Below are 13,134 nucleotides of genomic sequence, written 5' to 3' on the forward strand. Positions count from 1 at the left end.
AGGGCATGCCGAGCCTAGGCGAGGCACCGAGTGGTGGGGCGAAGACCTTTTGGTTACTTTTGGGTCTTTCCAAAAGTGACCCGCTGTAAGAGCGGAACCGTAAGCAGCCGTTACCGCAGCAACGGATATGTACACCGAAACACCGCCTTCGCGAGCAAGCCCGCTCCCACATTGGGACCGCGTACTCACCGTCAAACCCCACACAGTTCGCGTAATAAATCAGTGTCCAGGTGGTTCTCCACCAGGTCCGCCAAACGCTCGATATCGCGCTCACGCAACCCGTGGTAATCCACGGCCTGCACGTCCTGCAATCCAGCCCAACGCAGCAAAGCGCTACACGCCGCCGGGCTTTCAAACAAACCATGCAGGTAGGTCCCAAGAATTTGCCCATCGGCACTTTGCGCGCCATCACGGCGACCGTCCTCCAGGACCACAGCAGCGTTCGACAGCGCATCCCCCGTCGTCACACCCGCATGAATCTCATAACCACTGACCTCGGCATCCTCCAACACCAACCGCCCACGCACATTACGCAACTGCTTCTCTTCTTCCAGCGTGGTGCTGAACGCCAGCAACCCCAGGCCATCGCTGGAACCGGCAGCCCCTTCCAGGCCCAACGGGTCATGCACCTGCTCGCCAAGCATCTGCAGGCCACCGCAAATACCCAGTACCTTGCCGCCATAGCGCAAGTGCCGCGCCACGGCCGTGTCCCAGCCGTTGGCGCGCAGATAGGCCAAGTCGCTGCGCACGCTTTTCGAGCCGGGGAGGATGATCAGGTCGGCAGCCGGGATCGGCTGGCCAGGCCCAATAAATTGCAGATCCACTTGGGGATGCAGGCGCAACGGGTCGAAATCCGTGTGGTTGCTGATGCGCGGCAGCACGGGCACCACCACCTTGAGTACCTGGGCCGCCTTGTCGATCTGGCGCTGATCGATACCGTCTTCGGCTTCCAGGTGCAGGTCCATCACGTAGGGCAACACGCCCACCACCGGCTTGCCGGTGCGCGCTTCCAGCCAGTCCAGGCCGGGCTGCAGCAGCGCGATGTCACCGCGAAAACGGTTGATGATGAAACCTTTGACCCGCGCCTGCTCCGTGGGCGACAGCAGTTCCAGGGTGCCTACCAGATGGGCAAACACCCCGCCACGATTAATATCGGCGATCAGCAACACCGGGCAATCCACCGCCTCGGCGAAGCCCATGTTGGCGATGTCATTGGCGCGCAGGTTGATCTCCGCCGGGGAGCCCGCGCCTTCCACCATCACCACCGGGTAGGCCTGACTCAAGCGGGCGTGGGAGGCCAGCACCGCCTGCATCGCGATGGCTTTGTAGTCGTGATAGGCCACCGCGTTCATGCTGGTGACGGCACGACCATGGATGATCACTTGGGAGCCGGTGTCGCTGTTGGGCTTGAGCAACACCGGGTTCATGTCGGTGTGCGGCGCCAGATGGGCGGCCTGGGCCTGCACGGCCTGGGCGCGGCCGATTTCGCCGCCTTCGGCGGTCACAGCGCTGTTAAGCGCCATGTTCTGCGGCTTGAACGGCGCCACCGCCACGCCCTGGCGCACCAGCCAGCGGCACAGCGCCGTCACCAAGGTACTTTTGCCGGCGTCGGAGGTGGTGCCTTGCACCATCAGCGTACTCATGTGGCGTCCTTATAGGCGACCAGGGCTTGGTCCAGGCGTCGCCAATCAGCCTCGGTGTCGGGCAGGCCAAAGCGCAGACTGCTGTCGTGGACAAACAGCCGGAGCAGGATGCCGCGCTGGGCCATGAATTCGTGCAGGCGTTCGGCGTGGGGCGTGATCAGCCATTGAAACAACGCGCAGCCGCCCTGGGGCTGGAAGCCGTGGCGCTCCAGCAAGGCAAACAGACGCTGGCCCGCCTCGATGCAACGCGTGCGCTGGCGCACATGCCCGGCCGTGTCGCGCAAGCACACCTGGCCCAACACTCGCGTCGGTCCGCTGACCGCCCAGGGGCCGACCTGCTCGGCCAGCAACTTGAGCAGCTTGCGCTCGGCCAACACAAAGCCCAGCCGCACCCCGGCCAGGCCGAAGAATTTGCCGAATGAACGCAACACGATCAGGCCAACCTGATGGGCCTGGCCCGCCAGGCTCAGTTGCGGGGTGACGTCCATGAATGCTTCATCCACCACCAGCCAACCGCCGCGCTGTGCCAGCCGCGAGTGCCAGTCCAACAAGCGTTGCGGGGTCAGGCTCAGGCCGGTGGGATTGTTGGGGTTGACCACCACCAGCACGTCGAGGCCATCGAGAAAGAAGTCGACTTCCTGCTCCTGCACTTCGCGCACCACATAGCCGGCGCGGCGCCAGGCTTCGGCGTGTTCCGCGTAGCACGGTGACAACACGCCGACTTTGCCGGCGCGGCGCAGACGAGGCAGCAACTGGATGGCGGCCTGAGAACCGGGCACTGGCAACAGGTGTACAGCGCCGTAGTATTCGCTGGCGGCCCGCTCCAGGCCATCGTCGGTTTCTGGCAGGCGCGCCCAGGCCCGCAGGGGGATCTCGGGTATCGGCCAGGGCCAGGGCGCGAGGCCGCTGGACAGGTCTAGCCAATCGGCCTCGGCTATCCCGTATTGAATCGCCGCCTTGCGCAGCCGGCCACCGTGCTCAAGCATAGAATTGCGCCCCCGCGCATAGGATCAGCAGCCACAACCATACGCCGCGCTGCACCAGTTGCCAGCCCCGCTCGATGGAATCGGCATCCGCCGCCGGCCCTTCACCCAATTGCGGACGCTGATGCAGTTCGCCGTGATAGATCGCGGCACCGCCCAACTCCACGCCCAGGGCGCCGGCACCGGCCGCCATGACCGGACCGGCGTTGGGGCTGTCCCAGGTCGGGCCTTGGGTGCGCCAGCATTTGAGCGCCAGGCGCGTCTTGCCCAGTACGGCGTAGGTCAAGGCCACCAGGCGCGCAGGAATGTAGTTGAGCACGTCGTCGATCTTTGCCGCGGCCCAGCCGAAGCGTTCGAAGCGTTCGTTGCGATAGCCCCACATCGCGTCGAGGGTGTTGCTCAGACGGTAAAGCACCACGCCCGGCACACCCGCGACGACAAACCAGAAAATCGCAGCAAAGACCGCATCGCTGCCGTTCTCCAGCACCGACTCGGTGGCGGCGCGGGCGACTTCAGTGCTGTCCAGTTCACTGGTCTGACGGCTCACCAGGTAGCTCACGCGCTTGCGTGCTTCTTCCAGGTCATCACTGCGCAAGGCCTGGGCCACCGGGATCACATGCTCACCGAGGCTGCGCATGCCAAGGGCGCAATACAGCGCCAGGATCTCCAATACCCAGCCGATGTAAGGTGCCCAGGATAACGCCGTGGCCAGCAGAGTCAGCGGCACCACGGCGATAAACCATGCAGTCACGCCATGGCTGCGCCAGCCACGACCACCAGTATTGAAACGTTGCTCGATGCGCCCGGCGAAATTACCGAACGCCACCAGCGGATGCCAGCGCCTGGGTTCGCCCAGCAGCGCATCCAGCGCGACTGCAGCGACACACAGCAAGGCCACACTCATTGACTCACTCCCCACCCATTCTCATACACCATGTCACTCAGCGGCCGAGGCTCGGTCCAGCCTTCGAGTTGCAACATCGGTGCCGGGTAGAACTCGGCCACCGGCCCCAGGCACAGCACGGCCAAGGGTTTCGCGCCGGGCGGTAAACCCAGCAGATCGGCCAGGGCCTGGGGCTCGAACAGCGAGACCCAGCCCATGCCCAGCCCTTCTACTCGGGCCGCCAGCCACAGATTCTGGATAGCACAGGACAATGACGCCATGTCCATTTCCGGCAAGGTGCGCCGGCCAAAGATGTGCCGCTCACGATCATCCATCAACGCCGCCACCAGCACTTCGGCGCAGTCGTGAATGCCTTCGACCTTGAGCTTCATGAACTCGTCGGAACGCTCGCCCAGGGCTTCGGCGGTGCGTACGCGCTCTTCTTCCACCAACTGTTGAATCTGACTACGCAGTTGGCGGTCGCTGATGCGGATAAAACGCCAGGGCTGCATCAGGCCGACGCTGGGTGCCTGGTGCGCGGCCTGGAGCAGGCGGTGGAGTAATTCGGGGGCGACAGTGCCGCCGCTGAAATGGCGCATGTCGCGGCGTTCGGCGATGGCACGGTAGACGGCCTGACGGTCGGCCTCGGGAAAGGCGTTGTCGGTCATGGCCTCATCGCCGGCAAGCCGGCTCCTACAAGATCGGGCGCGAACAATGCGGCCACCGCCTGGGGATTCGAGGGGAAATAGAAGTGTACGTAGGACGCCGTCATCCGCCCCTGCCGATAAACCGCCTCGGCACCGCGCCCGCCATTCGGGCTCAGGCCACGGGCAATCGGCTGCCATTCGGTTGTGGTCAGCGAGTGGTGATAGGTATGGCCGCGCAGTGTGCCTTCGGGCAATTCGACATTTTGCAGCGCCAAGGCCGCGAGTTTCTTCTGCATTACCGCATCGCCTTGCAGCAAGCCGACCAATTCGGCGCGAGTGCCGTCGACATCAGTCAACGAGTCCAGCAGGTAGAGCATGCCGCCGCATTCGGCGAGCAGCGGTTTGCCGGCGGCATGATGAGCGCGGATGGCGTCGAGCATCGGGGTATTTTCCGACAGCGCCTGGTGGTGCAGCTCCGGGTAACCACCGGGCAGGTAGAGGCTGTCGGCGTCCGGCAATTGGCGATCATGGATCGGCGAGAAGAACTTCAGCTCGGCGCCCATTGCCCGCAACAGGTCAAGGCTGGCGCCATAGGTGAACGCGAAGGCTTCGTCGCGGGCCACGGCGATGCGCACGCCGTTGAGCAGTGGCTTGGCTTCGATCACTTCCGGTGCAGCAAAGGTCACTGGCGGCGGCAAGGCGACTTCACAACTGCTGCCCAGCGCTTGGGCGGCGGCATCGAGACGTACATCGAGGTCATTCAGTTCGCTCGCCTGCACCAGACCCAAGTGACGACTAGGCAGTTCGATACCGGTCTCGCGAGACAACGCGCCGTACCAGCGCAGGCCTTCGGTGAGGCTGCCTTCGAGCAATTGCGCATGGCGCAGGGTGCCGACGCGATTGGCCAGCACGCCGGCGAACGGCAAGTCTGGCTGATAACGCGCCAGGCCCAGGGCCAACGCGCCAAAAGTCTGGGCCATGGCGGTGCCGTCAATCACGCCCAAGACGGGCACGCCGAAGTGTCGCGCCAGGTCGGCGCTGGATGGCGTGCCGTCGAACAGGCCCATCACGCCTTCGATCAGGATCAGGTCCGCATCCCCCGCCGCTTCCCACAGCAAGCGGCGACTTTCCTGCTCGCCCACCATCCACATGTCCAATTGATACACCGGCGCACCGCTGGCGCGTTCGTGGATCATCGGGTCGAGGAAGTCCGGGCCGCATTTGAACACCCGCACCTTGCGCCCCAGGTTGCGGTGCAAGCGGGCCAGTGCGGCGGTGACGGTGGTTTTGCCCTGGCCGGACGCCGGTGCGGCGATCAAGACGGCCGGGCAATGACGGGGCTGATTCAAAGTTCGACGCCCTTCTGTGCCTTGATACCGGCCTGGAACGCGTGCTTGAGCATGCCCATTTCGGTGACGGTGTCGCCCATTTCGATCAGTTCAGGCTTGGCGCCACGGCCGGTGACCACCACGTGTTGCATCGGCGGACGGGCTTGCAGGTCGCTGAGTACCTGGTCCAGGTCGAGATAGCCGTGCTTGAGGGCGATGTTCAGCTCATCAAGTACGACAAGACCAATAGAAGGGTCCTGCAGCAGCTCGCGTGAAACCGCCCAGGCGGCTTCGGCGGCGGCGATGTCGCGCTGGCGGTCTTGGGTTTCCCAGGTAAAGCCTTCGCCCATCACATGAAAGCGCACTTGCTCGGGGAAACGGCGGAAGAACAACTCTTCACCCGTACTGTTGCGCCCCTTGATGAACTGCACCACGCCGCACTGCATGCCGTGGCCCATGGCCCGGGCCAGCATGCCGAACGCGGAGCTGCTCTTGCCTTTGCCGTTGCCGGTCAGCACCAGCAGCAGGCCGCACTCGTTCGGGGAATTGGCGATGCGTTCATCGATCACGGCTTTTTTGCGCAGCATGCGCGCCAGGTGGCGTTCGTCGCGGTCGGGGGAATCGGTCATGGCAGCTCTCCGTTGGGGCTGGACAAAAACGGCGGGCAGGAAAAAGAAAAAACAGACAGCCAAGCATCGCCCACCGTGATGCTGTTGGATGTTGCAGGCCGGTCTCCGGGCTCATGAGTGGCGCGCGCCTTATAGACGCGCAGACCGACGCTGCGCCTTCCCATATCGCGAGCGATACAGTGGCAAAAGGCAGCGTCTTGACTCATTTACCGTTGCGGGGGCAGCGCCGGAATCGCGGCGGCACTGTGTACAAGTGCGCTCACTCACCGGCTTCCCTGTTTCACTCGGTCGACCCATGGGTCACAGAGCACCTGGAACAAGCGGCGAAGGTTAGTGGGTTGGGGGTGGAGCGTCAATTAAACCCACCACATTTGGATCTCTGCCGATTCAGGGATTCCGCGCCAGATTCCCCGGCAATACGCGCTTGGCGCTCAGGTAGGCATTCTGCCAATACGCCTTGGACAAGGTGTCCAACTTCACTGTACCGCCGGTTTGCGGCGCGTGCACAAAGCGGCCTTCGCCGACGTAGATCCCGGCGTGGCTGACCTGTGAACCGCCGCCCGTGGCGAAGAACAGCAAGTCGCCGGTCTGCAGGTTCTGCTCGCTGACATCCTGCGCGCGCATCACGATCAGTTCACGGGTGGTACGCGGCAGGGAAATGCCAGCAGCGTCGCGGAAGACAAACCCGATCAGGCCACTGCAATCAAACCCGGAGTCCGGTGTGTTGCCACCCCAACGGTAAGGCGTGCCGACCAGGCCCAGCGCGCGGAAGAGTACGTCTTCGGCCGCAGGCGAGAAATTCTGGGTGGAATAGTTGAACACCGGCTTGGGCTTAACCGCTACAGGCGCGGGCGGTGGACGACTTGCGCAGGCGCTGAGCAGCGCGGCGCAAAGAAGAAGGATCAGGCGGGCCGAGGTCGACATGGGCAGAACAATCCTGGTCTGGATGCGGCTTTCGCTGCCGAACGCTGAAAACCAGAACGCGCAAGCAAAGCTCGCGCGAACGGATTACAACAATGTCCAGGGATTCTAGCGCTTACACGTCAAACTTCAAGTATCACTTTAAGTTTACTTGCTAGCGGTAACCGTCGTCGGGGCCATGGCGAGTGCGCGCTTGGCTTCGATGAAGGTTTTACTCCAGTAACTGTCGCCCAGGTTATCGACCCGAACACCGCCACTGCGACGACTGCTGGAGTGGATAAACTGGTTATCGCCCAGGTAGATACCGGCATGGCTTACACGGCCGCGGCCCGCTGTACTGAAGAAAAGCAGATCACCGGGCTTGAGGTTGTTGCGCGCGACCAACGGTGCATCCACGTTGATCATTTCGCGGGTGGAGCGAGGCAGGTTCATGCCCGCTTCTTCGCGAAACAGGTAGCCGATGAAGCCGCTGCAGTCGAAGCCGGCTTCAGAGGTGCCGCCGAAACGGTAACGGGTACCGATCAGGGACATGCCGCGTTCGAGGATGCTGTCGGCCAGAACAGGAAGCTGGTAAGGCTTGCTACCGGAGAAATTGGCCAGTTCTTTTTCCGTTGCCAGCTCTTCTTCATAAACAGAAGCAGACTGTGCAGCAACGAATTTTGCCTGATTTTGAACCTGTGGTTTTTGCTGTTCTGCCACCTGTTGAGGGTGGGATGCGCAACCAAACAACAGGGTAACGAGTGCGAGAGGCACGAGGGGTGCGAAGCGATTTAGCATGGGCACGACCGTGGCTGATATGTAAAGAAGACGAGACTATGCCCTCTATCACATCGATTTGCAAATTCAATCGTGATCTATGTGACTTCTTGTTTGGACTATGACATCTAAGCCCTTAACACCCTATATCTGCCTTTTGCGTAGCCAAACCGGCTCAAACGCAGGTTTTCTGGCGCCTGGAATCTGCCGAAAGCCGCGAAAACAGCGGGCTGACTACCAACCCAAGGTTTCTTTCAAGAAGGGAATCGTCAGCTTGCGCTGGGCCTGCAAGGAAGCCTGATCGAGCTGTTCGAGCAGGTCGAACAACGCGCTCATGCTGCGCGTGCCGCGGGTGAGAATAAAATGCCCCACCTCGTCTGTAAGGTGCAGGCCGCGACGCGATGCGCGCAATTGCAAGGCACGCAATTTGTCTTCATCGGACAGCGGGCGCATCTGGAAAATCAGCGCCAGGGTCATGCGCGACTTGAGGTCGGCCAGCTTGATCGGTAACTCGCGCGGCGAGGTGGACGCGGCAATCAGCAAGCGCCGGCCACTGTCACGCAAGCGATTGAACAGGTGAAACAGCGCCTCTTCCCACTCTGCCTTGCCAGCGATCGCCTGCAAATCATCGAGGCACACCAGTTCGTACTGTTCAAGATGGTCGAAGATGCCGATACCGCGATCCATCAACTCAGCCAGGGGCAGGTAAACCGCCGGTTCACCCATCTGCTCGAAACGCAGGCATGCGGCCTGCAACAGGTGGGTACGCCCTACGCCGTGCTTGCCCCACAGATAGATCAGGCTTTCGGTCCACCCGGCGTCGGCTTCGCAGAGCCGCTCGACATAGCCGAGTGCAGCGGCATTGGCGCCTGGGTAGTAGTTGATAAAGGTGGCGTCGTCACGCAGACGCACACCCAAGGGCAGCTGAATCGGTTTCATGCTGACTGAACGGCTCCAAACGAACCGTTAGTGGCCTCTGTGTAAAGTTTGCAAAGTTTATACCCGTGACGCCGGGCGCACAATGCAACAGACCCCAAGCAAAATCAAAGGTTTGCGTTAACTTGTTGGATTTACGCAGATTGTTTGACGCCCCGGCTCCAGAAACAACAAACCCGGCTTGGGCCGGGTTTGTGGCAGAGCGATTACAGATCGGGGTCTTCAACCCCCGTGTACACATCCGAATCCTTATACAAATCGTGTACATGGCGCACCAGCACCATGATCACCGCCGCCACCGGCAGCGCCAGCAGGATGCCCGTAAAACCAAACAACTCACCGCCCGCCAGGATCGCAAAGATCACCGCCACCGGGTGCAGGCCGATCCGATCACCCACCAGCAACGGCGTCAGCACCATGCCTTCGAGGGCCTGGCCAACCATGAACACCGCCACGATCCCCAGCATCGGGTAGAGGTCGCCGCCAAACTGGAACAACCCCGCCACCAACGCCGCACCGATACCAATCACAAAGCCCATATACGGCACGATGGCGGCGAGACCGGCGATCAGGCCGATCAACAGGCCCAGCTCCAGGCCGATGGCCATCAAGCCGGCGGCGTAGATGATTCCCAGGGCCAGCATCACCAGTAACTGGCCGCGCACGAAGGCGCCCAGCACCTCATGGCACTCTTCGGCCAACGAGACAATGCGCTCCTCACGATTGCGCGGCAGCAGGCTGCGAATCTTGGCCATCATGATGTCCCAGTCGCGCAGCAGGTAGAACGCCACCACCGGGATCAGCACCAGGTTGGTCAGCCAGCCGATCAACGCCAGGCTGGACGCCGTCGCCTGACTGAGGACCACACCGACGATATCGGTGGTCTGCCCCATATGCTCGCTGATGGCCGCCTTGACCTTGTCGAACTTCCAGAAACCATCCGACAACCCCAACTTGGCCTGGGCCCACGGCATCGCTGTGTGCTGCAACCAATCGAGCATCTGCGGCGCCAGCTCATACAGGCGAAACAGTTGCTTGGCCAGCATCGGCACCAGCACCAGCACCAACGCCGTGATGATCAAGGTAAACAGGGCGAACACTGCCACCACGCCCCAGGTTCGCGACAACCCGGCTTTTTCCAGGCGATCCACCACCGGATCGAACAGATAGGCCAGCAGCAACGCGACCAGGAACGGCGTCAGGATCGAATGCAGCAGGAACACAAAAACGCACAGCAGGACAATCCCGCCAAGCCACACCCAACGACGCGTATCCGCCATAAACCACTCCGTCTATATATAGAAGAAAACTGTTACCAACGAAAACGCAGCTGCGCCTGAGGCTCTGGGGCAACTGCAGGTTGAGTGCTATCGGTCACCGGTTGTTGGACCGGCGCCTCACCGGCAGGGATTTCCTGCAACTTGGCCAGGCTCAACTGCGTGCGCAACTGATCGGCACTGCCGTTGACGCGATACACAATGCGATTGCCGTCCACGAGCTGTGGTTGACCACCGAAAGGTTCGAGCAAATGACCCAGGGTGGCATAACGCTCAAGGGTCATGCCTTGCACCTCCAGCAATTGCTCGGTGCTCACGCCGGGCTTGACCGCAAACCGCGGCGCGAGCTTCTGACTGACTGCCAGCATCACCGCATCCGCCACGGCGCCAGTGTCGGCCCCTTGCGCAGTGCCCTGCTCGCTCTTGTCGCCCAGCCACAGGCGCCATTTGGCTTGCCATTGGCTGCCTTCCTGGCGCGCATGCACGGCCAGCAAAGCGTCGGCGCCGTAACGCTCGGAGGCGGCGCGCAACGGTGTAGCGTCAGCACTTTCCAGGTTCGGCGCGGTGGCGACCACCTGCTCATCCAGGTCGCCTAGAGGCAAGCGCAGCGGCAAGCCCCGGTGTTGCGCGGCACGGCGCAGCGCCTGGGCGACGGTCTGGCCATCACCCACCAGGCTGCTGCCTTCGGTGGAGTCGTTCAGCCACCAGCCGAGGATCGACGGCCGATTGCTGCCCCAGATCGACAAGCCGGCTTCACGCAAGACACGATCAGTGCTTACCGGGTCGAAATCCACTTGCAGGCTTTCCGGTGGGCCAGCGTCGTAGCCGTATTGGCTGATGATTTGTTGCGGATCTTTACGAACGGCCGCCAGGCCCGGGCCGTCGGCGGCCTTGGCGTCGCCGGTCAGGCGGATCACCAGGGTCTGCACGGCGCGCTGGGTGGCCTGGTCGCGCTCTTGGGGCGACTGGCTGCTGACGGGTTCGAGTACTTGATAAAGGCCATTGAGGGTTTCGGCATGACTCGCCAGGCTGACCAACGACAAGCAGCCTACAAAGAAGAATTTACACAGACGCATGGAAGATTCCCGAACGACAAATTTAGCGGCTGGAACAGACCGCGTGAACTCGGTTTGCCAAGGCTGTGACCACGGCGACCGGTAAAACATTCACAGGGTCTTGGTAAGTTTTCGTACTGTCATAACGCTAGCGCCGTAAAGGCTATACCTTAATACGCACCAAAGCAGACTCGATTAGCATTTTTTTAACGCCATATGCCCCTGCCCGTCGGCCCGAGGATGGCCGCTGCCCCTCAAGCCTGATAAAATCGCGCGCCTTCGCAGACCGTCAACGGCGTGGCCTTTATAAAAGCCCCCGCCCGCTCGGTCGTTACCCCTGAATCCCCCCTAAAGGCCTGGATCATGAGCAAGCAACCCTCCCTGAGCTACAAGGACGCCGGTGTAGACATCGACGCCGGTGAAGCATTGGTCGAACGCATCAAGAGCGTCGCCAAGCGCACTGCGCGCCCCGAAGTCATGGGCGGCCTGGGCGGTTTTGGCGCCCTCTGCGAAATCCCGGCCGGCTACAAGCAGCCTGTACTGGTTTCCGGCACCGACGGCGTGGGCACCAAGCTGCGCCTGGCACTGAACCTGAACAAGCACGACACCATCGGTATCGACCTGGTTGCCATGTGCGTCAATGACCTGGTGGTGTGCGGCGCCGAGCCGTTGTTCTTCCTGGACTACTACGCCACCGGCAAGCTGAACGTGGACACCGCTGCACAAGTGGTGACCGGTATCGGCGCTGGCTGCGAACTGTCGGGTTGCTCCCTGGTCGGCGGCGAAACCGCTGAAATGCCAGGCATGTACGAAGGCGAAGACTACGACCTGGCCGGCTTCTGCGTCGGCGTCGTGGAAAAAGCCGAGATCATCGACGGCTCCAAGGTTGCCGCCGGTGACGCCCTGCTGGCCCTGCCTTCTTCCGGCCCGCACTCCAACGGTTACTCGCTGATCCGCAAGATCATCGAAGTGTCCGGCGCCGAGATCGAGAACACCCAACTCGACGGCAAACCGCTGACAGACCTGCTGATGGCCCCGACCCGTATCTACGTCAAGCCTCTGCTCAAGCTGATCAAGGACACTGGCGCCGTCAAGGCCATGGCCCACATCACCGGCGGCGGCCTGCTGGACAACATCCCGCGCGTGCTGCCAAAAGGCGCCCAGGCCATCGTTGACGTGGCCAGCTGGCAGCGTCCGGCAGTATTCGACTGGCTGCAAGAGAAAGGCAACGTCGATGAAACCGAGATGCACCGCGTGCTGAACTGCGGCGTGGGCATGGTCATCTGCGTGGCACAAGAGCACGTTGAAACCGCGCTGAACGTGCTGCGTGAAGCTGGCGAGCAGCCTTGGGTCATCGGTCAGATCGCCACTGCTGCCGAAGGCGCAGCCCAGGTTGAACTGAAGAACCTCAAGGCTCATTAATGTCTCAGACCTGTGATGTCGTGGTGCTGCTTTCCGGCACCGGCAGTAACTTGCAGGCCCTGATCGACAGCACGCGCACCGGCGACAGCCCGGTGCGCATTGCTGCGGTGATCTCCAACCGCAGCGACGCCTACGGCCTGCAACGCGCCAGGGACGCGGGTATCGACACCCGCTCGCTGGATCACAAGGCTTTCGAAGGTCGCGAGGCCTTCGACAGCGCCTTGATCGAACTGATCGACGCCTTCAACCCCAAACTCGTGATACTCGCCGGCTTCATGCGCATCCTCAGCGCTGATTTCGTGCGGCATTACGCAGGGCGCCTGCTCAATATCCACCCTTCCCTGCTGCCCAAATACAAAGGCATGCACACGCACCAGCGTGCGCTCGATGCCGGCGACAGCGAGCATGGCTGCAGCGTGCACTTTGTCACCGAGGAACTCGATGGCGGGCCTCTGGTCGTACAGGCAGTGGTTCCGGTAGAGTCTGACGACTCGGCGCAGACGCTTGCGCAACGGGTTCACACCCAGGAACACAGGATTTACCCGCTGGCGGTTCGCTGGTTTGCCGAGGGGCGGTTGATTCTTGGTGACCAGGGTGCATTATTGGACGGTCAGTTACTCGCGGCCAGCGGCCACTTGATTCGAACCTAGGAGA

At 62.0% G+C, this 13,134-nt stretch carries 13 protein-coding genes and 1 riboswitch; of the genes, 2 read left to right on the top strand and 11 right to left on the bottom strand.

All coding sequences use genetic code 11. The features are described from left to right. Nucleotides 1-191: 191 nt before the first annotated feature. The 11 genes from CI807_RS28545 to CI807_RS28595 form a co-directional block, all read right to left on the bottom strand. Nucleotides 192-1,643 carry a cobyric acid synthase gene (locus CI807_RS28545; RefSeq protein ID WP_095017142.1) on the bottom strand — a complete coding sequence of 484 codons (1,452 nt, stop codon included), beginning with the start codon at nucleotides 1,641-1,643 and terminating at the stop codon, nucleotides 192-194. Then, complete coding sequence (cobD, locus tag CI807_RS28550; RefSeq protein WP_095017143.1) at nucleotides 1,640-2,629, bottom strand: threonine-phosphate decarboxylase CobD; 990 nt, start codon at nucleotides 2,627-2,629, stop codon at nucleotides 1,640-1,642. The genes CI807_RS28545 and cobD overlap by 4 nt, the downstream gene beginning before the upstream one ends. Next, complete coding sequence (cbiB, locus tag CI807_RS28555) at nucleotides 2,622-3,530, bottom strand: adenosylcobinamide-phosphate synthase CbiB (protein ID WP_095017144.1); 909 nt, start codon at nucleotides 3,528-3,530, stop codon at nucleotides 2,622-2,624. The genes cobD and cbiB overlap by 8 nt, the downstream gene beginning before the upstream one ends. Then, nucleotides 3,527-4,177: a 5,6-dimethylbenzimidazole synthase gene (gene bluB / locus CI807_RS28560; protein ID WP_095017145.1), complete on the bottom strand. Its 651-nt coding sequence runs from the start codon at nucleotides 4,175-4,177 to the stop codon at nucleotides 3,527-3,529. The genes cbiB and bluB overlap by 4 nt, the downstream gene beginning before the upstream one ends. Further along, the gene (locus tag CI807_RS28565; RefSeq protein WP_095017146.1) at nucleotides 4,174-5,505 is read right to left on the bottom strand and encodes a cobyrinate a,c-diamide synthase; all 1,332 of its coding nucleotides are present in this window, start codon (nucleotides 5,503-5,505) and stop codon (nucleotides 4,174-4,176) included. Before CI807_RS28565 ends, bluB begins: the two co-directional genes overlap by 4 nt. Then, a complete protein-coding gene (gene cobO / locus CI807_RS28570) occupies nucleotides 5,502-6,113 on the bottom strand; it encodes a cob(I)yrinic acid a,c-diamide adenosyltransferase (RefSeq protein WP_010208674.1) in 612 nt (203 codons plus the stop codon). The genes CI807_RS28565 and cobO overlap by 4 nt, the downstream gene beginning before the upstream one ends. Nucleotides 6,114-6,191: 78 nt before the next feature. Continuing rightward, nucleotides 6,192-6,443, bottom strand: a riboswitch (cobalamin riboswitch). Between the two features lie 57 nt (nucleotides 6,444-6,500). Beyond that, nucleotides 6,501-7,037 (bottom strand): C40 family peptidase, encoded by a 537-nt coding sequence (locus CI807_RS28575; RefSeq protein ID WP_095017147.1) that lies wholly within the window; start codon nucleotides 7,035-7,037, stop codon nucleotides 6,501-6,503. A 144-nt stretch (nucleotides 7,038-7,181) separates the two neighbouring features. Then, nucleotides 7,182-7,811 (bottom strand): C40 family peptidase, encoded by a 630-nt coding sequence (locus CI807_RS28580; RefSeq protein WP_016976518.1) that lies wholly within the window; start codon nucleotides 7,809-7,811, stop codon nucleotides 7,182-7,184. A gap of 213 nt (nucleotides 7,812-8,024) precedes the next feature. Beyond that, on the bottom strand, nucleotides 8,025-8,729 hold the full coding sequence (gene hda, locus CI807_RS28585; protein ID WP_010208669.1) for a DnaA regulatory inactivator Hda: 705 nt from the start codon (nucleotides 8,727-8,729) through the stop codon (nucleotides 8,025-8,027). Nucleotides 8,730-8,932: 203 nt separating this feature from the next. Continuing rightward, nucleotides 8,933-10,006 (bottom strand): AI-2E family transporter, encoded by a 1,074-nt coding sequence (locus CI807_RS28590; RefSeq protein WP_038847700.1) that lies wholly within the window; start codon nucleotides 10,004-10,006, stop codon nucleotides 8,933-8,935. A 32-nt stretch (nucleotides 10,007-10,038) separates the two neighbouring features. Beyond that, a complete protein-coding gene (locus CI807_RS28595; protein WP_095017148.1) occupies nucleotides 10,039-11,079 on the bottom strand; it encodes a DUF2066 domain-containing protein in 1,041 nt (346 codons plus the stop codon). Between the two features lie 342 nt (nucleotides 11,080-11,421). Between CI807_RS28595 and purM the strand changes: the two genes are divergently transcribed. Both purM and purN read left to right on the top strand, forming a co-directional pair. Beyond that, nucleotides 11,422-12,480, top strand: coding sequence for a phosphoribosylformylglycinamidine cyclo-ligase (gene purM, locus CI807_RS28600; RefSeq protein WP_016976515.1), 1,059 nt, complete (start codon nucleotides 11,422-11,424; stop codon nucleotides 12,478-12,480). Then, a complete protein-coding gene (gene purN / locus CI807_RS28605) occupies nucleotides 12,480-13,130 on the top strand; it encodes a phosphoribosylglycinamide formyltransferase (RefSeq protein WP_095017149.1) in 651 nt (216 codons plus the stop codon). Before purM ends, purN begins: the two co-directional genes overlap by 1 nt. The last annotated feature ends 4 nt before the right edge of the window (nucleotides 13,131-13,134 follow it).

It is taken from the genome of Pseudomonas sp. NS1(2017) (genome assembly GCF_002269425.1).
Taxonomy (GTDB): domain Bacteria; phylum Pseudomonadota; class Gammaproteobacteria; order Pseudomonadales; family Pseudomonadaceae; genus Aquipseudomonas; species Aquipseudomonas reactans.

Bases quoted from the DNA above. Each gene is read 5' to 3' on its own strand.
- hda (WP_010208669.1), bottom strand. From the start codon at position 8,729: ATGAAACCGATTCAGCTGCCCTTGGGTGTGCGTCTGCGTGACGACGCC.
- bluB (WP_095017145.1), bottom strand. From the start codon at position 4,177: ATGACCGACAACGCCTTTCCCGAGGCCGACCGTCAGGCCGTCTACCGT.
- CI807_RS28590 (WP_038847700.1), bottom strand. From the start codon at position 10,006: ATGGCGGATACGCGTCGTTGGGTGTGGCTTGGCGGGATTGTCCTGCTG.
- cobD (WP_095017143.1), bottom strand. From the start codon at position 2,629: ATGCTTGAGCACGGTGGCCGGCTGCGCAAGGCGGCGATTCAATACGGG.
- CI807_RS28545 (WP_095017142.1), bottom strand. From the start codon at position 1,643: ATGAGTACGCTGATGGTGCAAGGCACCACCTCCGACGCCGGCAAAAGT.
- CI807_RS28575 (WP_095017147.1), bottom strand. From the start codon at position 7,037: ATGTCGACCTCGGCCCGCCTGATCCTTCTTCTTTGCGCCGCGCTGCTC.
- purM (WP_016976515.1), top strand. From the start codon at position 11,422: ATGAGCAAGCAACCCTCCCTGAGCTACAAGGACGCCGGTGTAGACATC.
- purN (WP_095017149.1), top strand. From the start codon at position 12,480: ATGTCTCAGACCTGTGATGTCGTGGTGCTGCTTTCCGGCACCGGCAGT.
- CI807_RS28580 (WP_016976518.1), bottom strand. From the start codon at position 7,811: ATGCTAAATCGCTTCGCACCCCTCGTGCCTCTCGCACTCGTTACCCTG.
- cbiB (WP_095017144.1), bottom strand. From the start codon at position 3,530: ATGAGTGTGGCCTTGCTGTGTGTCGCTGCAGTCGCGCTGGATGCGCTG.
- CI807_RS28595 (WP_095017148.1), bottom strand. From the start codon at position 11,079: ATGCGTCTGTGTAAATTCTTCTTTGTAGGCTGCTTGTCGTTGGTCAGC.
- cobO (WP_010208674.1), bottom strand. From the start codon at position 6,113: ATGACCGATTCCCCCGACCGCGACGAACGCCACCTGGCGCGCATGCTG.